The organism is Nocardioides sp. BGA-UO-ETr-FS32 (assembly GCF_059567905.1).
Genome location: NZ_JCAQOX010000014.1, coordinates 282,627 through 302,730, shown reverse-complemented (window position 1 = coordinate 302,730; position 20,104 = coordinate 282,627). Strand labels below are relative to the sequence as shown.

The window sequence follows — 20,104 nt, the reverse complement described above, 5'->3', positions numbered from 1 at the left end:
AGCACCTAGGTTGGGCGCGTGACCGACCGCTTCGCCCTCGTCCCGGCCTCCTACGTCTACCTGCTCCGGGCGGGCGACGACGGCACCGAGGTGCTCCTCCAGCAGCGCGGCCCCGTGCCCTACATGCCGGGCCACTGGGCCGCGGCGGCCGCCGGGCACGTCGAGCCGGGCGAGACGGCGTACGACGCCGCGCGCCGCGAGGCGCTCGAGGAGCTCGGGATCACCGACCTCTCGCTGGAGTTCGTGTTCACGATGCAGCGCAGCCGGTTCGGACCGGCGGTCGAGGAGCGGGCCGACTTCTTCTTCACCGCGCGGTCGTGGAGCGGCGAGCCGCGCATCGTCGAGACGGAGAAGGCGACGTCGCTCGGCTGGTTCGGCCTCGACGCGCTGCCGGAGCCGATGGTGCCCCACGAGGCGTACGCCCTCGCGAACCTGTCCTCGGGCGTCGGCTACCTCGCCTTCGGCTGGGACGACCGCCCGACCGGGGGTGGCCCGGGCCTGACGACCGCGGCAGGATCGCGGCAATGACCCAGGGAGGGGAATGATGAACGAGAACGAGCTGAGCCCGATGCCCGAGCCCTACGCCGAGGAGCCCCAGCTGGTCCCGGGTGGAGTGGACGCGCTGCCCGAGGACCCTGCCGACAACGGCCTGGCCCGCGACCTCGACCCCGACGACAACCCGGCCGTCGACGACGTCCTCCCCGGCGGGATCGCCGAGCCCGACGACAAGTCGCAGGCGCCCGAGGGCGAGGCCGACGACCAGGAGTCCGGCGCGACCGACGAGGCACCCGAGGCCGGCCAGGAGGCCGAGGACGGGTCGCCGGAGCCGCCGGCCTGACGACGTCTCGTCTGGAGTCACCGGATATCCGGCGACTCCGGGCAGACCGTGGAAGTTCCGAGCCACCCACTGGCTCGGATCCTCCACGATCAGGCTGCGACGGCCAGCGCGCACTCGGCGCCGCACGGTCGTGCGGCGGGCCAGCCGTCCCGCTCCAGCAGCACCGAGAGCTTCGCTGCGGTCGAGCACGGTCGTCCGACGACCTGGCCCCAGGTGAGGCGTACGGTGTCGAGTCCGGCGATCGCCGCATCGAGGTCCCGCTCGAAGTCCTTGTCCCGCTGCTCCGCGGTGTCGTGCCACAGCCGGCCGTCGAGCTCGATGACGCGCTCACCGAGGACCGCGTCGCGGTAGACGATGCCGGTCACCGTCCCGGCCCGTCGCTGACGATCGGCACGAGGGAGTCCGTGGGGGCGCTCCACCCGGTCGACGTAGGCGTGCTCCAGGACCGAGCACGTCCCGTCGGCCACGTCGCGCAGGACGGCCTCGAGGAAGTCGCGACGAGGCACCCGCTTGCGCGACGCGAGCGAGCGCTGCATGCGGACGGCCGTGGTGTGCCGGCCCTGCGCCGCGCGTGCGATCGCCCCCACCGCCGCAAGGTCGCCGACGCTCCCGAGCGCCACGTCGAGCGCGGCCTCGTCGTAGCGCAGTCGCGGCGGGCCGAGGTTCCACTGGACGCGGTCGTGCAGGAGGAACGTGCGGGTCACCACGACGCCCCTCGGTGCCACCACCCGCCGACTGCGGGGAACGACCACGTGGATCGGACCGTTGTCCGCGCCCGGGCGCCCCGGACCGTCAGCGGCCCGCATCGCGGAGGCTCCGGCGAGAGCCGCCCCCAGGGAGACGCCGGCACCACCGCGCGGACTCGCGCAGGCCAGCACCGCACCCCACGCGCGCTGCACCCAGGACGGCTCGCCCGTGTGGGAGACGTACACACCTGGGAGGAGCGGAGCGAGGTCACGATGTCGCACCAGCCGGCGTACGTCGTGGGGGCGCAGGCCGGCCTGCAGTGCTTGGGCGCGGGAGACAACACCGTCCTGTGCGAGGAGCAGGCGATCGAGATCGGTCACCCCTCCACGATCACGCGCCGGCACGCCGTCGCGCGATCCCCGCGGGACGATCTGTGGACAACGCGATCGTGGAGGATCCGGGTCACCTGGTGGCTCGGTTCTTCCATGATCTTCCTGGAGTCACCGGATATCCGGTGACTCCAGCGCCGGGCGTCAGCCGCAGGCGGGCGCCGGGGGCAGCGGGGCCGGTACGCCGACCGCGGGCATGCCGAGCCCGACCCCGGTCGGCGCGGGCGGGGCGGACGTACGCCGCTCCCAGGCGTCACCGGCGCGAGTGCGGCGTACGGACCGGATCGCGCCGTCGGCGACGAGGTGGTGCGGGGCGGCGTAGGTGATCTCGACGGTGACCATGTCACCGGGGCGCACCGAGTCCTCGGAGACGGCGGAGAAGTCGGCGGCGAAGTGCACCAGCCGGTTGTCGCGCGCGCGACCGGACAGTCGGTGGGTCTCCTTGTCCTTGCGGCCCTCGCCCTCGGCGACCATCAGCTCGACGGTGCGACCGACCAGCGCCTTGTTCTCCGACCAGGAGATCTCCTCGACGACCTCGACGAGGCGCTGGTAGCGGTCCTTCACGACCTCCGGCGAGATCTGGTCGGGCAGAGTCGCGGCCGGCGTTCCGGGGCGCTTGGAGTACTGGAAGGTGAAGGCGGCCGAGAACCGCGCGGCGCGGACGACGTCGAGGGTGGCCTGGAAGTCCTCCTCGGTCTCGCCGGGGAAGCCGACGATGATGTCGGTGGTGATCGCGGCGTCGGGGATGGCGGCGCGCACGCGCTCGATGATCCCGAGGTACTTGGACTGGCGGTAGGACCGGCGCATGTCGCGCAGCACCTTGTCGGAGCCGGACTGCAGCGGCATGTGCAGCGAGGGCATCACGTTGGGCGTCTCGGCCATCGCCTCGATCACGTCGTCGGTGAACTCGGCCGGGTGCGGCGAGGTGAAGCGCACCCGCTCGAGGCCCTCGACCTCCCCGCACGCGCGCAGCAGCTTGGAGAAGGCCTGGCGGTCGCCGAACTCCACGCCGTAGGCGTTGACGTTCTGGCCGAGCAGGGTGATCTCGGTGACGCCCTCGGCGACCAGCGCCTCGACCTCGGCGAGGATATCGCCGGGGCGGCGGTCCTTCTCCTTGCCGCGGAGCGCCGGGACGATGCAGAACGTGCACGTGTTGTTGCACCCGACCGAGATGGAGACCCACGCGGCGTACGCCGACTCGCGCTTGGTGGGCAGGGTCGAGGGGAAGACCGAGAGCGACTCCAGGATCTCGACCTGGGCCTCCTGCTGGACGCGGGCCCGCTCGAGGAGCACCGGCAGCGAACCGATGTTGTGGGTGCCGAAGACGACGTCGACCCAGGGTGCGCGCTGGGTGATCGTGTCCCGGTCCTTCTGCGCCAGGCAGCCGCCGACGGCGATCTGCATCCCCGGCCGCTGCGCCTTCGCCGGCGCGAGCTGGCCGAGGTTGCCGTAGAGCTTGTTGTCGGCGTTCTCCCGCACCGCGCAGGTGTTGAAGACGACGACGTCGGCCTGCTCCCCGGAGTCGGCGCGGACGTAGCCCGCGTCCTCCAGCAGGCCGCTGAGCCGCTCGGAGTCGTGGACGTTCATCTGGCACCCGTGGGTCTTGACCTCGTAGGTACGCGCGGCGACGCCAGGGCCAGCGACGTCAGGGGTGGCAACCGGTGCAGTGCTCATAGCGGGTCCAGCGTACGGCGGCGCGAGGCGCTCGACCGCATCGCGCCCGGGCCACACGTCCAGACCAGTGCACGTAGTCCGGATGGGCCATTTGTCCGGAACTGCCACATTCCTTGCCGAGCATTGCTCAAGATCGTCACATCAGATACACAGAGTGGTAACACCGAGCGCTCCTTCCCCACGGGAGCCCGGCGTCACCCACCGGCCCCGGGGAGCCCCAGTGCAGCGCGAGCAGCAGGTTGATCGATCCACGACCGCGCGCACGGCGTTGGTGATCGGCCTGTTCGTTACCGTGCTGTTGCTCTCGTTGCTCCCCTCCGACGTCCACGCCGCGGGCAAGAAGGGCGGCAAGCAGTCGACCCGGACCGGCTCGGTCCGCGCCACGCTGGCCTCGCTCCCCCCGATCGTGCAGCCCGGCACCTCCCCCACCGGCCCGCAGGACACCGGCAGCCTGGTGGCCACGTTCAGCCCGGCCTCGCCGGGCCAGACCGTGCTCCTCGAGCGCCGCACGGCCAAGGGCTGGAAGGTCGTGGACCGCGCCCGTGAGGACGCCTGGGGCTCCGCCGCCTTCGCCCCCCGCGCCGGCACCTACCGCGCGAGCACCACCTCCCGCGGCCGCACCTGGGCCACCGGCACGGTGACCACGTCGCGCTGGACGCCCGCCTTCGAGGACACCTTCTCCGGCACGGACCTCGACCTCTCGGTGTGGAACGACCAGAAGCGCGAGCACGAGAGCGTGTACGCCCCCCGCACCTGCGCCCGCGTCGACCCCTCTGCCCGCCGCGTCGACGGTGGCGTGCTGCACCTCGGCGTGGCCCTCGACCCCGCCCGCTCCGGCCTGCCGTGCTCGTACACCCACCCCCGCGCCTCGGGTACCAGCCCGTACCTGCTCAACAGCCAGGTCGCGACCGAGCACACCCGCTCGTTCCGCCACGGCATCGTCGCCGCCCGCATCAAGCCGCAGCGCGCCAAGGGGATGCACTCCGGCTTCTGGCTGCTCCCGCAGGGCACGACGTACGTCGACGGGGTCCCGGCCGGCGGCACCGAGATCGACGTGATGGAGTTCTTCGGCGAGAACGGCCGCGGCACCGAGACCGTCGGGTCGCACGTCCACTACTACGAGGCCGGCTGGAACAAGGTCAGCCTCGGCGACATGTTCCCCACCCTGCGGCGCTCGCTGGGCGCCCGGCGCTCGTGGTGGCAGGAGTTCCACGTCTTCTCGGTCGAGTGGACGCCGCGCGAGTACATCTTCCGCATCGACGGCCGCGAGTACTACCGCGAGGCCAAGGCCGTCTCGCAGGCCCCGCAGTACCTGGTCCTGTCCAACCTCACCTCCGACTACGAGCTCGGCGAGCTGACCTCGGACGAGCTCGGCGACACCGCGCAGGTCGACTGGGTGCGGGTCTTCGACGCCACCTCGCACCAGACCTCGCGCGTCACCAGCGGTCGCAAGGCGTCCTGACGCTGTCCGACGGGTCCCCGGCCTAGGCTCGCCGGCATGCCCCGCATGCACGCGCTCGAGCTGCTGCCCGACGAGGCCGGGAGCGACGTCGTACGCCGGCAGTGGCAGGCCCTGCGCGACGCCGGACTGTCCTCCCAGCTCGACCACCGCGGCGCCACCAACAGCCCGCACCTCACGGTCCTCGCCGCCCCGGCGGTCGGCCCGGACGACGAGCAGCACGCCCGCGACCTGGTCGCGCCCCTGCTGCCGGTGGAGGTGCGACCGGCCGGGATCGCGCTGCTGGGGGGCAACCGCGTCTCGCTCGTACGCCTCGTCGACGTGCCCGACGAGCTGGTCCGCGCGGTGCTCGACCTCCGCTCGCGCGTGCCCGGGGTGCAGCACGCCGGCTGGCTCCCGCACGTCACGCTCGCGCGGCGCCTGGCCCGGGCGGACGTGCCGGCAGCACTGGACGCCGTCGGCCACGAGGACGCGGTGCTGACCCTCGCCTCCTTGCGCAGGTGGGACCCGGACGAAGGAATCGTGCGCGAACTGTGATGATCCGTTCGGGCCGTGCACGATGGCCCGAACGGTCCACCTGCCGATAGGTTGCGCCTATGACCGCGCAGGAAACCGCACCTGTCAGCGCCGGCCGGGGCGAGCCCCTCGTCGTGCTGAAGGACGTGCAGAAGCACTTCGGACAGCTCCACGCCCTCAAGGACATCGACCTCACCGTCACCCGCGGCGAGGTCGTCGTGGTGATCGGACCGTCGGGCTCGGGCAAGTCGACCCTGTGCCGCACGATCAACCGCCTCGAGACCATCGACGAGGGCACGATCACCCTCGACGGCCAGAACCTGCCGCAGGAGGGCAAGGCGCTCGCCGCACTGCGCGCCGAGGTCGGCATGGTCTTCCAGAGCTTCAACCTCTTCGCCCACAAGACGATCCTCGAGAACGTCACCCTCGGCCCGATCAAGGTGCGCGGGATGAAGAAGGAGGCGGCGGAGCAGAAGGCGCGCGAGCTGCTCGAGCGCGTCGGCGTCGGCCACCAGGCCGAGAAGTACCCCGCCCAGCTCTCCGGCGGCCAGCAGCAGCGCGTGGCCATCGCCCGCGCCCTGGCCATGGAGCCCAAGGTGATGCTCTTCGACGAGCCGACCTCCGCGCTCGACCCGGAGATGATCAAGGAGGTGCTCGACGTCATGGTCGACCTCGCCGAGCAGGGCATGACGATGATCGTCGTGACCCACGAGATGGGCTTCGCCCGCACCGCCGCCGACCGCGTGGTCTTCATGGCCGACGGCGCCATCGTCGAGGAGAACACCCCCGAGGAGTTCTTCACCAACCCCAGCTCGGACCGTGCCAAGGACTTCCTCGGCAAGATCCTCAAGCACTGACCCGCTCCACCGGCACCACCTCCAGGACTCGGGACAGCACCACTCCATCCCCAGGAACCCACCGACGGCCTCGGGCCGCCAACCGAAGGAGAGCAAGGATGAGATTCATCAGGACCAAGGCGATCATCGCCACGGCGGGGTTGGCCCTGTCACTGGCCGCCTGCGGCGACGCCGGCGAGGACACCGAGGGCGCAGAGGTCGAGGTCACCGAGAACGCGGCCGACAACTTCGACGACGGCACCCGCATGAAGGAGCTGGCCGAGGCCGGCTCGGTCAAGATCGGCGTGAAGTACGACCAGCCCGGCCTCGGCTTCAAGGACGCGGCCTCCGACGTCCCGACGGGCTTCGACGTCGAGATGGCCAAGGTCCTCGCGGCCAGCCTCGGCCTCGACCCGGAGAACCCGGACGAGGTCGAGTGGGTCGAGACGATCTCCGACAACCGCGAGCCCTTCCTCGAGGACGGCACCGTCGACCTCGTGCTGGCGTCGTACTCCATCACCGACGAGCGCCGCCAGGTCGTCGGCCAGGCCGGCCCCTACCTCGTGACCGGCCAGCAGCTGCTGGTCGCCGCCGACAGCGACATCGCTGACGTCGCCGACGTCAAGGGCGAGGAGGTCTGCTCGGTCACCGGGTCGACGTCGCTGGACAACATCGAGGCCGAGGGCGCCAAGCCGGTGGGCTTTGACACCTACTCCGAGTGCGTGGAGAAGGTGCTCGACGGCACCGTCTCCGCGATGTCGACCGACGGCACCATCCTGGCGGGCTACGCCGCGCAGAACGAGGGCGAGCTCAAGGTCGTCGGCGAGGAGTTCTCCGAGGAGCGCATCGGCGTCGGCTACTCCCAGGACTACCCCGAGATGTGCCAGTGGATCGTCGACACGATCACCGCGGCCTACGAGGACGGCACCTACGAGGAGGCGTTCAACGCCACGCTCGGCCCCTCGGGCGTCGAGGTGCCCGAGCTTCCCGAGATGGACACCTGCGAGTAACCCACCACCTCCTCCCGCTCCGGGCCCGGCGATCGACGTCGGGCCCGGCGCGGGAGACCCCCACGTGAGAGGAGTGGCGTGAACGCCGTCCTGGACAACTTCGACCTGGTGCTGAGGGCCTTCGGCTACACGATCTTCCTCTTCCTGGTCTCAGCCGTGATCTCCATGGTGCTCGGCACGCTGCTGGCCGCCATGCGGGTCGGCCCGGTCTCGGTGCTGCGCATCTTCGGCACCGGATACGTCACCCTCGTGCGCAACACCCCGCTCGTGATGATCTTCCTGTTCTTCCAGCTCGGCGCGGGCAAGATCTTCGACTGGCTGCGCTTCAGCTGGGTCGACATCACCATCGGCCAGTGGGACTTCACGTCGTTCTTCAGCGCTGCGGTCGCCGCGCTGAGCCTCTACACCGCCGCCTTCATCTGCGAGGCGATCCGTGCCGGCGTCAACGCCGTGCCGCTGGGCCAGGCCGAGGCCGCCCGCGCGATCGGCCTCCCGTTCACCGGAGTGATGTCGCAGGTCGTGCTGCCCCAGGCCTTCCGGGCGTCGGTCCCGCCGCTGGCGAGCACGCTCATCGCCCTGCTCAAGAACACCTCCGTGGCCGGTGTCTTCGGCGTGATCGAGGCAGTGGGCCGGATGAAGGGCTTCACCAACGACTACGCCGACCAGCGCTGGGGCATCTTCATCGCGTTCGCCCTCGGCTACGTGATCCTCGTCGAGCTGGTCTCGCTCGTTTCCTCCATGCTCGAGCGCCGATGGAAGGTGGCCTGACATGAGCACCGGAGTCCTCTTCGACGCCCCCGGGCCCGCGACCCGGGCCCGCCACCGCACCTACAGCATTGTGTCGGGCTTCGCGCTCGCCGCCGCCATCGCCTTCGTGCTGTGGCGCCTGCAGACGACCGGACAGCTCGAGTACGACAAGTGGGAGCCGTTCCTCACGCCGCGCTACATCGAGGCGATCCTCGTCGACGGCCTGCTGGTCACGCTCCAGATGGCCTTCAGCGCCGTCATCGGCGCCGTGGTCTTCGGTGTCCTCTTCGGCGTGGGCAAGCTCTCCGAGCACAGCTGGGTGCGGTGGCCGTGCTGGCTGGTCGTCGAGTTCTTCCGGGCCGTCCCGGTCATCATGCTGATGATCTTCTGCTTCTACGCGATCTTCGGCGGCATGGATCCGCTCAGCCGCAGGACCTACTGGTCCGTCGTGCTGGCCCTCACCCTCTACAACGGCGCCGTGCTCGCCGAGGTCTTCCGCGCCGGCATCAACGCCGTGCCGCGGGGCCAGGCCGAGGCGGCTTACGCCATCGGCATGCGCAAGACCCAGGTCATGACCGTCGTGCTGCTCCCGCAGGCCGTGAAGATCATGATCCCGGCGATCATCAGCCAGATGGTCGTCGCGCTCAAGGACACCAGCCTGGGCTATGCGGTCGCCGGGCTGGGGCTCACCCGGATCGCCAAGCCGATCTACCAGACCTTCGCCAACCACGTGCCGACGATCATCGTGATCACCGCGATCTACGTCATCGTCAACCTGTTGCTGACCGCGCTCGCGATGTGGCTCCAGCGCAAGTTCGTCGGGGAGAAGAAGGTGCTCGAGGTGTCGATGGTCGGCGAGACGACTGCCGCGGCGAGACCGCCCGTCTAGGCGCGAGGGGCCTTGGGGGTGATCCAGAGCCGGATCTCGCCCTCGACCACGACGGTGCCGTCGGTGCGTACGCCTCGCACGCGCACCGGCAGGTCGTAGCCGTCACCGACCTCGGCGGTCCACTGCTCGGGGTCGGTCTCGGCGATGCAGGTGATGTCGGAGCTGGCCTTGGCCGCGTAGGCGACCTCCATGCCCTTGGGGATCCAGCGCCGGTCGCGCGGGATCGTCGACTCGGCGAGCGCACCCATCGCGGCCTCCAGCCCGTTGCAGAGCGCGATCGCGTGCACCGTGCCGATGTGGTTGTGCACGCCGCGCCGCTTGGGGATCACCAGCTCGGCGTGGTCGGGCTCGATCACCGTGAAGCGCGGCCGGATCGTGGCGAAGTAGGGCGCCTTCTGGCTGAAGGCGAGCGAGAAGATCCGGTTGCCCAGGGGCAGCGCGGAGGTCTTCCTCCAGAGGTCGAGGACAGCAGGCATGCGGCGATATTACTGTTGAGTAACCAGCCACGCCAGAATCCGGTCGGCCGTCTCGTCGGCCGGGAGGTCGGTGTTGTCGACGACCAGATGCGGCCACCGGGCGAGCAGGCGCTCGCCCGGGGCGTCGCGACCGGGGACCGAGCTCATCCGGTAGTCGGCCTCCATTCCCCGGACGTTGGCGTCGGACCACTCCAGGTCCCGCTTCGACTTCTTCTCGGCCAGGCGGTGCTCGGTGCGGTTCCGCGCCAGCCGGGTGTCGAGGCCTGCCACCAGCTCGACGACGGCCACCCGGTCGCCGTACGGCGCCACGAGGTCCGCGAGCCACTCGGTCTCCTCGGGGAGGTCGAGGTCCCAGACGAACGTGAAGACCAGGTCGGTGCCGGCCTGCGCCGCCTCCTCGATGATGCGGCGGCGGAACTCGGAGTTGAGGGTCTTGAACGGTGGCGTGCCGTAGTCGAACACGTCCAGCAGCAGCTCGATCGTGTGGTGGTTGTGGAAGAGCCGGAAGGTCGAGCGGTCCGCGACCGCCCGACCGACCGTCATCTTGCCCACGGCCGGAGGTCCGATGATCAGCAGCAGGCGCATCCCGGGATGGTGCCGCATCCGACGACCGCGTGCATCCGAGTTCCGACCCCCCGAGGTGGTCGGCAGGCTCAGATGAAGAGCAGCTGGGCCCCGTCGGTGAGCTCCATGAAGTCGCTGGCCGAGATGATGCCCTCGACCTCGTCGATGAGGTCCTCCGCGTGCAGCTTCATCATGTCCGCGCTCATCCGGCACGCCCACAGGTGGCCGCCAGAGGCGTGGATCATCTCGAGGAACTCCGGAACCTCGGGCACGTCGAGGTCGGCGATCTGCTTCTTCATCATCTTCGTGGTCGCCGCCGTCATGCCGGGAAGACCGGCCATCCCCTGCGGCATGTGCACGCCGAACATCCCGGGCGGGTGCATGGCGGTGTTGCCGAGGTAGGAGAACTGCAGGTCGCCCTGGGTCTTCTTGTTGATCATGTCGAAGCCCCAGAAGGTGAAGAACAGGTGCACCTCGATGCCCTCACCGAGGGCTGCGTTGCCCAGGATCAGAGCCGGGTAGGCCATGTCGAGATTGCCCTTGGAGCAGATGATGGCCAGCTTGCGGCCGGACTCCGCCTCGTCGTCGAACGACGGGACGAAGGGGGCGTCCTCGACCATGGGGGTGGTCACGTCGGTGGTCATCTCACACACATCCCTTCGGCTTGGGCAGCCCGGCCACGTAGGCCATCTTCTTGGCGGGTTTCTTGGGGAAGAGCCCGAACAGGGTCTTCACGTCGATGCCGGTCTGGGTGCTGACCCGACGCAGTGTCGGGGTCTCACCCATGGCCGCGAAGTCGGTGCGCAGGAACCGGATGGGCGCCCAGTGGGCATCGGTCATCTCGATGCCGATCAACCGGGCCAGCTCGAGACCCAGGTCCTCGGTCCACTCGTCGGGGTGGGCGAGGAAGCCTTCCTCGTTCACCTCGAGCGTGCGCCCGGCGATGGTGGTGGTGGGCATGCTCATTCCTCTCTCATTGACGCTGCCGCAGTGGCAGGGGGACCTTCGGGGTGCTTGCCGGCCATGGTCATCTGCGGCTTCAGTCCCAGCGGCCGGCCGGGGAGCAGGGCGTTCCAGTAGACGTGCCGGAAGGCCAGCTTGGAGAGATGGTTGAAGCGGCTCTCCTTGAGCAGTCGCAGCGGGCCGACGCCCGGGAACGGGAACGTGCCCGTGAGCGGCTCGGTCTCGTAGTTGAAGTCGAGCAGCAGGGCCTTGCCCTTGCCGGACTCCACGAAGCAGTTGGCGTGCCCGTCGAAGGAGTGCGTCATCGGCCGGTCGTGCGCGAGCTGGACCAGGTTGTCGACGAAGACCTCCACCGAGAAGTGGGCCACCGAGCCGGCCTTGGAGGTGGGCAGGTTGGCGGCGTCGCCCAGCGCGAAGATCTCCGGGTGCGCGGGACGGTCGCCCTGGGGGAGGTACTGCATGGTGTGCTTGTCGACGGTGACGTAGTTGAGCTCGTCGCCCAGCCCGGACCGCTCGACGAAGTCGGCGCCCATGTTGAGCGGCACGGTCACGAGCAGGTCGTAGGGCACCTCGCGGTCGTCGTACGAGCGCAGCACCTTGGCCTCCTGGTCCACGGACTCGACCATGAAGTCGGTCTCGACGCTCACGTGGCGCTCCTCGAGCGCGTGGCCCAGCTCACGGCTGGCGACCGGCTTGGTGAAGGCGCCGTCGAGTGGGGTCACGAAGACGAGCTCGGTGCGCTCGCGCAGGCCGTGCTGGCGCAGCCAGTCGTCGGCGAGGAAGGTGAACTCCAGGGGGGCGACGGGGCACTTGAAGGGCAGCTCGGTGATGTGCACGACCAGGCGCCCGCCGTCGAAGGCGGCGAGGTTGTCGCGCAGCGCGAGCGAGCCCTCGAAGGTGTAGAACTCGTTGACGCTCTTGTGCCAGCCCTCGCCCAGCATGCCGGGCGTCTGGTCCGGGCGGGGCGTGGTGCCGGACGCGATGACGAGGTAGTCGTAGTCGAGGACGTCTCCGTCACGGAGCACCACTCGACGACCGTCCGCGTCGACGTGGTCGACCTCCCCCGTCACGATCCGGGTCGCGGGGTCGATGAAGTGGCGCTTGGACCGGCGGATCTGGTCGGGGGTGTTCATCCCGAACGGCATGAAGAGGTAGCCCGGCTGGTAGTCGTGGACGTCGTCGCGATCGACGAGCGTCACGTCCCAGTCCGGAAGCACCTTGTGGACCTTGTTGGCGACCATGGTCCCGGCGGTGCCGCCGCCGAGGACGAGGAGCCTGGTGGGTGATGTGGTCATGCTCCAGATATACCCCGGGGGGTTTATGCGGCACAGGGACCAAGGTCCCGTCCCGACCGGGATCAGACGTCCCGGGCGAGGTCCTCGAGGAGACCGCCGTCCGGCTTCCGGGCCACGGCGAAGATCCGGCGGAACGGCATCAGGACCCGGCCGGACGGGTCGGCGGGGTAGGCCTGCCTCAGCAGCTCGCGGAACTCGGTCTCGAAGTCGTCCCGCAGCCCCTCCGGCAGCGCCTGGAGGGTGGGTCGGGCCCCGGTGCCGGACACCCAGTCGAAGACGGGGTCGTCGCCGAGCAGGACGTGGAGGTACGTCGTCTCCCACACGTCCGCCTCGCAGCCGAGGTCGAGCAGCACGCGGAGGTAGTCGGCCGGCTCGTGGCTGGCCGGCACCGCCACGTCGCGGACGTGCTCGGCGTACGGCGCGCGCTCGGCGATGTCGGCACGGATGGTGTGGCTCGGCTCGCCGAAGTTGCCGGGGACCTGGAAGGCGAACCAGCCGCCGGGGGCCACGCGGTCGACCAGGCGCGGCATCAGCAGCAGGTGCTCGGGGAGCCACTGGAGGGTCGCGTTGGAGACGAGCACGTCAACGGGCGCGCGGAGCGCGAGCGGGTCGGGCCGGACCCAGTCGCGCAGGTCGGCGACCTCCCAGGAGACCCCCTCGATCTTCCGCGCCGCGGCGATCATCTCGGGACTGCGATCGACGCCGGTGACGGTCGCGCCCGGCCACCGTTCGGCCAGGAGCGAGGTGAGGTTGCCGGGGCCGCAGCCGAGGTCGACGACGACCCGCGGGCGCTCGGCGGGCACCCGCGCGAGCAGGTCGACGAACGGCCGGCCGCGCTCGTCGGCGTACGCGAGGTAGTGGTCGGGGTCCCAGGCGTGGCTCATGTTCGGCTCCTCCTCGTGGGTCGTCGGTCCACACCCCCGGACGGTAGTCCGCTGCGTTCGGCCGGTGAAGCGGCGGCAACGAGCGGCTTTTCGCAGCGGACTATCAGGGGCAGGGGACGAGAGATGTCTTGATGTCGAGATATCGCCAGACTGCCCCTCGAACTGTCTCGATGTCAAGATTCTCGACCGATCTGGCAGACTGCCGCCATGCGTGACGAGGTGGACGACCTGGTCGAGGCGTGGGGCCGCGAGCGCGGCGACCTCGACCTCGCGCCCGTCGAGGTGTTCTCCCGCATCAGCCGCCTGGCCCGCCACCTCGACCTCGCCCGCCGCGACGCGTTCACCGCGCACGGCATCGAGTCGTGGGAGTTCGACGTGCTGGCCGCGCTGCGCCGCGCCGGGAGCCCGTACGAGCTCTCCCCCGGCCGGCTGCTGCGCGAGACCCTCGTGACCAGCGGCACCATGACCAACCGGGTCGACCGGCTGACCGGGCGCGGCCTCGTCGAGCGGCTGCCCGACCCCCACGACCGGCGCGGGGTCCTCGTCCGGCTGACCGCCGACGGCAAGGCGGCCGTCGACGGAGCCTTCGAGGCGCTGCTCGCGGCGGAGGCCGACCTGCTCGCCGACCTCTCCGCCACCGAGCGCACCCGGCTCGCCGGGCTGCTGCGCTCGCTGCTCGCGCCCTTCAGCTGAAGCGGCCGGAGACGCGCGGACAGAAGTCCGGCGGTGAGCTGACTGCCACGGTCACCACACGGCGCGCGGACGAGTTGTGTCCGCGCGTCTACTCGACGACCTCGGAGGCCTCGAGCCACTCCAGCTCCAGCTCCTCCTTCTCGGCCGCGAGCTCGCCGAGCTGGGCGCCGACCCGCGCGAGCAGGTCGTAGTCGCTGAGGTTGGCCTCCATCTCGGCGTGCAGCTCGGCCTCGCGCACGGCGATGCGCTCGAGCTGCTTCTCCACCTTGGCGAGGACCTTGCGGGCCGCCCGGTCCTCGGCGGAACCGGGGCGCGCCTTGGCCGGGCCCGAGGGTGGCGGCACCTCGCTTGCCCCGGGGGTCGTCGACTGCGATGTGCCGCCACTGCCGGTCGGGGGTGGCGGCAGGTCGCGTACGGAGGTCGCCGCGGGTTGCGATGTGCCGCCACCCCCGGCGCCGAGGGAGGCCGACGAGGCAGAAGCGGCACGCCGCTCGAGGTACTCCTCCACCCCCCGCGGCAGCATCGAGACCTTCCCGTCGCCGAGCAGCGCCCACACCGAGTCGGTGACGCGCTCGAGGAAGTAGCGGTCGTGCGAGACCACGATCAGCGTGCCGGGCCAGGTGTCGAGGAAGTCCTCGAGGACGTTGAGGGTGTCGATGTCGAGGTCGTTGGTCGGCTCGTCGAGGAGCAGCACGTTGGGCTCGGTGAGCAGCAGCTTGAGCAGCTGGAAACGCCGCCGCTCGCCACCCGACAGGTCGCCGAGGCGCGCGGTGAGCCGGTCGCCGGTGAAGCCGAAGCGCTCCAGCAGCGACGTCGCGGTGATCTCCTGGCCGTCGAGGGTCTTGGTCACCCGACGGATCGACTCGACGGTCGGCAGCACCCGCGCTGCCGGGTCGATCTCGTCGAGCGCCTGGGTCAGGTGCTGCATCTCGACCGTGCGGCCGTGCTTGACGCGGCCCACGTCGGGCGGCAGCGCACCTGAGATGAGCGAGAGCAGCGAGGTCTTGCCGGCGCCGTTGACCCCGACGATCCCGATCCGGTCGCCCGGGCCGATGCGCCACGTGGCGTGGTCGAGCAGCACCCGCTCACCCCGCGCCAGGTCGACGTCCTCGATGTCGATGACGTCCTTGCCGAGGCGCTGGCTGGCGAAGCGCTGCAGCTCCATCCGGTCGCGCGGCGGCGGCACGTCGTCGATCAGCGCGTTGGCCGCGTCGATGCGGAACTTCGGCTTGGACGTACGCGCCGGGGCACCGCGCCGCAGCCAGGCGAGCTCCTTGCGGGCCAGGTTCTGCCGCCGCGTCTCCGTGGCAGCGGCCTGGCGCTGGCGCTCGGCCTTCGCCAGGACGTACGCCGCGTAGCCGCCCTCGTAGGCGTCGACGGCACCGTCGTGGACCTCCCACGTGGTCTGGCAGACCTCGTCGAGGAACCAGCGGTCGTGGGTCACCACGATGAGCGCGCTGGGCAGGCTGACGAGGTGGGACGCGAGCCAGGCGACCGCCTCCACGTCGAGGTGGTTGGTCGGCTCGTCGAGGATCACCAGGTCGTGGCGCGAGAGCAGCAGTGCGGCCAGCGCGCAGCGGCGGCGCTCACCTCCGGAGAGGCCGACGACGGCGCGGTCGAGCGTGATCCCGGCGAGCAGCTCCTCGACGACCTGGCGGGTCGTCGGGTCGGCGGCCCACTCGTGGTCCTGCCGACCACCGAGCACCGCCTCGCGGACGGTGTGGGTGTCGACGAGCTCGTCGCCCTGGTGGAGGTAGCCGATCTCGATCCCGCGGGTGCGCGAGACCCGCCCCGAGTCGGGCTGCTCGAGGCCGGTCATCACCTCGAGCAGGGTGGTCTTGCCGTCGCCGTTGCGGCCCACGACGCCGACCCGCTCCCCCACCGAGATGCCGAGGGAGACGTCGTCGAGCAGCGGCCGCACGCCGTAGGACTTCGAGACGCGCTCGAGGTTGATGAGGTTCGCCATGTCCGGGCGATCCTCTCAGGTGCGCCCCAGCGGCCGCAGGTCGGCGTACGCCGGGTGGCGGGCGGTGCGTGAACCACATCCCGCCACCGTCGAACGTGGCTGGCGCACCTCCCACACGGCGAGTCGCCCGGACACGCCGGAGGGCGGTGCGGGAGCGACATTCGCGTACGCAGGAAACGTGGCTCACGCACCGCTCACGACGACCTCAGCGGACCGGCTGACCGTCCGCCGGCGCGTGCCCTGCGGGGTCGAGCTGGGCGTGCGCCCCGTCGGTACGGGCGTACTTCTGGATCAGCTGCTCGACGTCGAGGCCGGTGGTCGTCCTGAGCAGCTCCATGGTCTGCACGAAGTTGGTGGTCACCTGCTTGGGCAGCTCGCCGGCGCCGTCTGCGGAGATGACGGTCAGCTTGTCGATGCCGGCCATCGGGCGGGCCAGCTCGGCGGCCACCTTGGGCATCACCTCGATGAGCATCTGGAGCACGGCGGCCTCGTTGTAGCCGGCGAAGGCCGCGGCCTTCTTGTCCATCGCCTCGGCCTCGGCCTGGCCCGCGGCGAGGATGGCGGCGGCCTGCGCCTCGCCCTCGGCGCGGAGGGCGTCGGCCTCGGCGACACGGCGGGCCTTCTCGGCCTCACCGCGCTTGGCGCCCTCGATGGCCTCGGCCTCGGCGAGCGCGGAGCGGCGGGACTTCTCACCCTCACCGGTCAGGCGGGCCTTCTCGGCCTCGGCCTCGGCGTTGGCGATGGAGGAGGCCTTGCGGGCCTCGGCCTCGAGGATCTCGGAGCTGCGGCGACCCTGGGCCTCGGTCTCGACGCGGTAGCGCTCGGCGTCGGCGGGCTTGCGGACCTCGGTGTCGAGCTGGCGCTCCTTGAGGGCCGCCTGCCGTACGGCGACCTTCTCCTGCTCGAGCAGGACGGCCTGGTCGCGGTCGGCCTGGGCGAGCGGGCCGGCGGCCGCGGCCTGCGCGTTGGCGGCGTCGGTCTCGGCCTTGATCTCGGCGTTCTTCAGCGCCAGCGCCCGCTGGGTGATGGCGATCTCCTGCTCGGCGGCGATGCGCGCCTGCTCGGCGGCCTGGCGGGCGTTGGCCTCCGCGATGGAGGCGAGCTGGTTGAGCTTGGCGGCCTCCGGGCGGCCGAGGTCGGCGAGGTAGGAGCCGTCGTCGGTGATGTCCTGGATCTGGAAGGTGTCGAGCACCAGGCCCTGCCCGGTGAGGGACGACTCGGACTCCTCGGCCACGCGCTGGGCGAAGGCCGCGCGGTCGCGGATGATCTGCTCGACCGACATCGAGCCGACGATCGAGCGCAGCGCACCGGCGAGGACCTCCTGGGTGAAGGTCTCGATCTCGGCCTGCTGGCTCAGGAAGCGCTGGCCGGCCGCGCGGATGGAGTCCTCATTGCCGCCGACCTTGACGAGCGCTACGCCGTCGAGGTTGAGCTTGATGCCCTGCCCGGAGACGGCACCGCGGATCTGCACCGAGATCCGGCGCGACGACAGGTCGAGCGTCGCGAGGCGCTGGATGAACGGGATGACGAACACGCCGCCGCCCATGACGACCTTCTGGCCCGACAGGTCGGTCGAGATCTCCCCGGTCTCCGGGTTGCGCACCTCGCCCTTGCCCTTGCGCCCGGTGACGATGAACGACTCGTTGGGCCCGGCCACCTTGTAGCGCGTGGTGACCAGCAGCGCCAGCAGCACCAGGAGGACGAGGAGGCCGATCACGGAGGTGACGACCGGGGACAGACCGAACATGGGCGGTGCTCCTAGCGACGAGAGGTACGAGATCAGGAAGAGATCGGGAGGGTTCAGGGGAGGAAGAGCGGCTCGACCTGGACGGCCGTGGGCGAGATGACCTGCGTAACGCTGACCTGGGTGCCGGCCGGCACGGCGGTGCTCGACCGGGCGTTGAGGCGGGTGAGGTGGCCGCCGACGCTGATCGACACCACGCCGAAGCCGCCGTCGGGGATCGCACTGACGACCGAGCCGATCTTCTCGACCATGTCGGAGGTGCGGACGGTGTCGCCCTCACCGTCGCCGTGGAGGAACCGCGACGCCTTGGCCGCTAGGGCGCCCAGCAGGACGCCGAGGACGAGGCCGATGACGACCGCGAGCGACGTCGACCCGGTGGTCTCCAGCGCGATCGCTCCGCCGAAGCCGAGCGCGCCGAGGAAGCCGGCGAGCGCCTCGGTCGAGAAGAACCCGGCGCTGAGCCCCTCGAGCGCCCCGTCGAGGACGTCGCCGACGACCAGGGCGACGAGGAGCAGCACGATGCCGACGGCCCCCACCACCAGGAACACGGTCACGATGCCTCCCCCAGGTCATCCGTGCGACGTCGTCGTCGACGTCGCGCACAACATAGCGGGATGCTTCCCCCTCCGCGGCGGTTCATGCCACCCGGTCCGAGAGACCGGGACGGGCACGAACCGCCCGGTCGGCGGTCGGGATGGGCACGAACCGCCCGGTCAGCCGGTGGTGACCACGTGCGCGCCCGCGACGGGCCCCATCGCGGGGAGCACGACGTCGTACGTCGCCGACAGCGCAGCCGCCACGGCCATGGCCTCGTCGCGCCCCTCGCACAGGAACACGCACGTCGGGCCCGAGCCGCTCACCATGCCGCGCAGCGCGCCCTCGAGCTCGCCCCGCTCGATCAGCGTGCCGAGCTCGGGACGCAGGTCGATCGCGGGCTCCTCGAGGTCGTTGCGGAGGGTGCGCGCGAGGCGTACGGGCTCCCGGGTGGCCAGGGCGGCAAGGAGCTCGGTGGGCTCGGCGGGCCGCGAGGGCGCGTCGGGGTGGAGGACGTCGAAGTGCCGGTAGACGGCGGGGGTCGACAGGCCCGTGCCGGAGGGGACGACGACCCACCACCAGGTGCCGGCGTCCTCCACGCGCTCGACGACCTCGCCGCGGCCCCGGCCCCGGGCCGTGCCGCCGACGAGGGAGAACGGCACGTCGCTGCCGAGCCGCGCGGCCTGCGCGAGCAGGACGTCGTCGGGCTGGGCGAGGCCGTGCAGCCGGTCGTGGGCGAGGAGGGCGGCGGCTCCGTCGGCGGAGCCGCCCGCCATGCCCCCGGCGACCGGGATCTGCTTGCTGATGCGCATCGCGTGCCCGCCCGCGCAGGCCACCTCGGCCAGGGCGCGCACCGCGATGTTGGAGGCGTCGGTGGGGATGGCTTCGAGGTCGACGTAGGGCGGGCCGTCCACGGCGAGGGAGTCCTCGTCGGCCGCGGACAGCGACAGGTCGTCGTAGAGGTCGATCGCCTGGTAGACGGTGTCGAGCGGGTGGAAGCCGTCCTCGCGGGGGGCACCAACGGCGAGGTGCAGGTTGATCTTGGCCGCGGCGCGCACGGTGATCGTCATCGGGTGGCCGCCAGGCCCTCGGCGATCCGGGCGAAGTCCGTGACGTCGAGCACCTCGCCGCGCGCCGTGGGGTCGATGCCCGCGGCGTCCAGCGCCGCGGTCGCGGCCTCCGCCGACCCGGCCAGCCCGCGCAGCGCGGCGCGGACCTGCTTGCGACGCTGGGCGAAGGCGGCGTCCACCACCGCGAAGACCTGCTCACGGGTGGCGGTGGTCCGCGGCGGCTCGCGCCGCGTCCAGGCGACGAGACCGGAGTCGACGTTGGGCGCGGGCCAGAAGACGTTGCGCCCGATGGCGCCCGCCCGGCGTACGTCGGCGAACCAGGCGGCCTTCACGCTGGGCACGCCGTAGGTCTTCGAGCCGGGTCGGGCGGCCAGCCGGTCGGCGACCTCGGCCTGCACCATCACCAGGCCGCGCTCGAGCGAGGGCAGCAGGGTGAGGAGGTGGATGAGGACGGGCACCGAGACGTTGTAGGGGAGGTTGGCCACGAGCGCCGTCGGCGGCGGTCCGGGCACCTCCTCGATGCGCATCGCGTCGGCGAGCACGACCTCGAAGCGGTCGGCCTGCGCGGGGGCGTACGCCGCGATGGTGGCGGGCAGTCGCTCGGCCAGCAGCGGGTCGACCTCGATCGCGATGACACGACGGGCGACCTCGAGCAGCGCCAGGGTGAGCGAGCCGAGCCCGGGTCCGACCTCGACGACGACGTCGTCGGAGGTGATCGCGGACTCGCGCACGATGCGGCGCACCGTGTTGGCGTCGATGACGAAGTTCTGACCGCGCTGCTTGGTCGGTCGCAGGTCGAGCTCGGCCGCCAGCCGACGCACCTCGGCCGGCCCGAGGAGCCTCGGGCCGGCCGGGTTCGTGGTCATGGTG

The 20,104-nt window shown here is 71.1% G+C and carries 22 protein-coding genes; 9 read left to right on the top strand and 13 right to left on the bottom strand.

All coding sequences use genetic code 11. The features are described 5' to 3' along the window. The first annotated feature begins 18 nt into the window (after window positions 1-18). A complete protein-coding gene (locus AC57BS_RS11315; RefSeq protein ID WP_496411542.1) occupies window positions 19-528 on the top strand; it encodes an NUDIX domain-containing protein in 510 nt (169 codons plus the stop codon). Between the two features lie 16 nt (window positions 529-544). Next, window positions 545-838: a hypothetical protein gene (locus AC57BS_RS11310; RefSeq protein WP_496411541.1), complete on the top strand. Its 294-nt coding sequence runs from the start codon at window positions 545-547 to the stop codon at window positions 836-838. Window positions 839-927: 89 nt separating this feature from the next. On the opposite strand, the gene AC57BS_RS11305 is transcribed toward AC57BS_RS11310, so the two are convergent. Both AC57BS_RS11305 and miaB read right to left on the bottom strand, forming a co-directional pair. Next, complete coding sequence (locus AC57BS_RS11305; protein WP_496411540.1) at window positions 928-1,905, bottom strand: hypothetical protein; 978 nt, start codon at window positions 1,903-1,905, stop codon at window positions 928-930. Between the two features lie 153 nt (window positions 1,906-2,058). After that, a complete protein-coding gene (gene miaB, locus AC57BS_RS11300; RefSeq protein WP_496411539.1) occupies window positions 2,059-3,588 on the bottom strand; it encodes a tRNA (N6-isopentenyl adenosine(37)-C2)-methylthiotransferase MiaB in 1,530 nt (509 codons plus the stop codon). A gap of 220 nt (window positions 3,589-3,808) precedes the next feature. Here miaB and AC57BS_RS11295 point away from each other — a divergent pair, with 220 nt between their 5' ends. The 6 genes from AC57BS_RS11295 to AC57BS_RS11270 all read left to right on the top strand — a co-directional run bounded on the left by AC57BS_RS11295 (window position 3,809) and on the right by AC57BS_RS11270 (window position 9,045). Then, window positions 3,809-5,050 carry a glycoside hydrolase family 16 protein gene (locus tag AC57BS_RS11295; RefSeq protein ID WP_496411538.1) on the top strand — a complete coding sequence of 414 codons (1,242 nt, stop codon included), beginning with the start codon at window positions 3,809-3,811 and terminating at the stop codon, window positions 5,048-5,050. A gap of 36 nt (window positions 5,051-5,086) precedes the next feature. After that, a complete protein-coding gene (locus tag AC57BS_RS11290) occupies window positions 5,087-5,584 on the top strand; it encodes a 2'-5' RNA ligase family protein (protein WP_496411537.1) in 498 nt (165 codons plus the stop codon). Window positions 5,585-5,643: 59 nt separating this feature from the next. Beyond that, window positions 5,644-6,420, top strand: coding sequence for an amino acid ABC transporter ATP-binding protein (locus tag AC57BS_RS11285; RefSeq protein WP_496411536.1), 777 nt, complete (start codon window positions 5,644-5,646; stop codon window positions 6,418-6,420). A 98-nt stretch (window positions 6,421-6,518) separates the two neighbouring features. After that, window positions 6,519-7,409, top strand: a complete 891-nt coding sequence (locus AC57BS_RS11280; RefSeq protein WP_496411535.1) for a glutamate ABC transporter substrate-binding protein — start codon at window positions 6,519-6,521, stop codon at window positions 7,407-7,409. A 78-nt stretch (window positions 7,410-7,487) separates the two neighbouring features. Next, complete coding sequence (locus tag AC57BS_RS11275; RefSeq protein WP_496411534.1) at window positions 7,488-8,177, top strand: amino acid ABC transporter permease; 690 nt, start codon at window positions 7,488-7,490, stop codon at window positions 8,175-8,177. Between the two features lies 1 nt (window position 8,178). After that, window positions 8,179-9,045 (top strand): amino acid ABC transporter permease, encoded by an 867-nt coding sequence (locus tag AC57BS_RS11270; protein ID WP_496411533.1) that lies wholly within the window; start codon window positions 8,179-8,181, stop codon window positions 9,043-9,045. Here the strand turns inward: AC57BS_RS11270 and AC57BS_RS11265 are convergent. From AC57BS_RS11265 to AC57BS_RS11240, 6 genes are all read right to left on the bottom strand, one after another. Further along, on the bottom strand, window positions 9,042-9,521 hold the full coding sequence (locus AC57BS_RS11265) for a hotdog fold domain-containing protein (RefSeq protein ID WP_496411532.1): 480 nt from the start codon (window positions 9,519-9,521) through the stop codon (window positions 9,042-9,044). The genes AC57BS_RS11270 and AC57BS_RS11265 overlap by 4 nt on opposite strands. A gap of 9 nt (window positions 9,522-9,530) precedes the next feature. Next, window positions 9,531-10,106: an ATP-binding protein gene (locus tag AC57BS_RS11260; protein WP_496411531.1), complete on the bottom strand. Its 576-nt coding sequence runs from the start codon at window positions 10,104-10,106 to the stop codon at window positions 9,531-9,533. Between the two features lie 68 nt (window positions 10,107-10,174). After that, complete coding sequence (locus AC57BS_RS11255; protein ID WP_496411530.1) at window positions 10,175-10,729, bottom strand: DsrE/DsrF/DrsH-like family protein; 555 nt, start codon at window positions 10,727-10,729, stop codon at window positions 10,175-10,177. 1 nt (window position 10,730) lies between these two features. Further along, window positions 10,731-11,045 (bottom strand): TusE/DsrC/DsvC family sulfur relay protein, encoded by a 315-nt coding sequence (locus AC57BS_RS11250; protein WP_496411529.1) that lies wholly within the window; start codon window positions 11,043-11,045, stop codon window positions 10,731-10,733. Window positions 11,046-11,047: 2 nt separating this feature from the next. Then, window positions 11,048-12,343: a type III sulfide quinone reductase, selenoprotein subtype gene (gene sqr / locus AC57BS_RS11245; protein WP_496411528.1), complete on the bottom strand. Its 1,296-nt coding sequence runs from the start codon at window positions 12,341-12,343 to the stop codon at window positions 11,048-11,050. Window positions 12,344-12,405: 62 nt separating this feature from the next. Continuing rightward, window positions 12,406-13,227 carry a trans-aconitate 2-methyltransferase gene (locus AC57BS_RS11240; protein ID WP_496411527.1) on the bottom strand — a complete coding sequence of 274 codons (822 nt, stop codon included), beginning with the start codon at window positions 13,225-13,227 and terminating at the stop codon, window positions 12,406-12,408. Between the two features lie 207 nt (window positions 13,228-13,434). Here AC57BS_RS11240 and AC57BS_RS11235 point away from each other — a divergent pair, with 207 nt between their 5' ends. Continuing rightward, window positions 13,435-13,920 (top strand): MarR family winged helix-turn-helix transcriptional regulator, encoded by a 486-nt coding sequence (locus AC57BS_RS11235; RefSeq protein ID WP_496411526.1) that lies wholly within the window; start codon window positions 13,435-13,437, stop codon window positions 13,918-13,920. An 88-nt stretch (window positions 13,921-14,008) separates the two neighbouring features. Here the strand turns inward: AC57BS_RS11235 and AC57BS_RS11230 are convergent, their stop codons facing one another. The 5 genes from AC57BS_RS11230 to rsmA form a co-directional block, all read right to left on the bottom strand. Then, complete coding sequence (locus AC57BS_RS11230; RefSeq protein WP_496411525.1) at window positions 14,009-15,886, bottom strand: ABC-F family ATP-binding cassette domain-containing protein; 1,878 nt, start codon at window positions 15,884-15,886, stop codon at window positions 14,009-14,011. A gap of 205 nt (window positions 15,887-16,091) precedes the next feature. Then, window positions 16,092-17,633, bottom strand: a complete 1,542-nt coding sequence (locus AC57BS_RS11225; protein ID WP_496411524.1) for a flotillin family protein — start codon at window positions 17,631-17,633, stop codon at window positions 16,092-16,094. 53 nt (window positions 17,634-17,686) lie between these two features. Further along, window positions 17,687-18,184, bottom strand: a complete 498-nt coding sequence (locus AC57BS_RS11220) for an NfeD C-terminal domain-containing protein (RefSeq protein ID WP_496411523.1) — start codon at window positions 18,182-18,184, stop codon at window positions 17,687-17,689. Window positions 18,185-18,343: 159 nt separating this feature from the next. Further along, window positions 18,344-19,234, bottom strand: a complete 891-nt coding sequence (locus tag AC57BS_RS11215) for a 4-(cytidine 5'-diphospho)-2-C-methyl-D-erythritol kinase (RefSeq protein ID WP_496411522.1) — start codon at window positions 19,232-19,234, stop codon at window positions 18,344-18,346. Next, complete coding sequence (rsmA, locus tag AC57BS_RS11210; protein ID WP_496411521.1) at window positions 19,231-20,100, bottom strand: 16S rRNA (adenine(1518)-N(6)/adenine(1519)-N(6))-dimethyltransferase RsmA; 870 nt, start codon at window positions 20,098-20,100, stop codon at window positions 19,231-19,233. The genes AC57BS_RS11215 and rsmA overlap by 4 nt, the downstream gene beginning before the upstream one ends. Window positions 20,101-20,104: the final 4 nt, after the last annotated feature.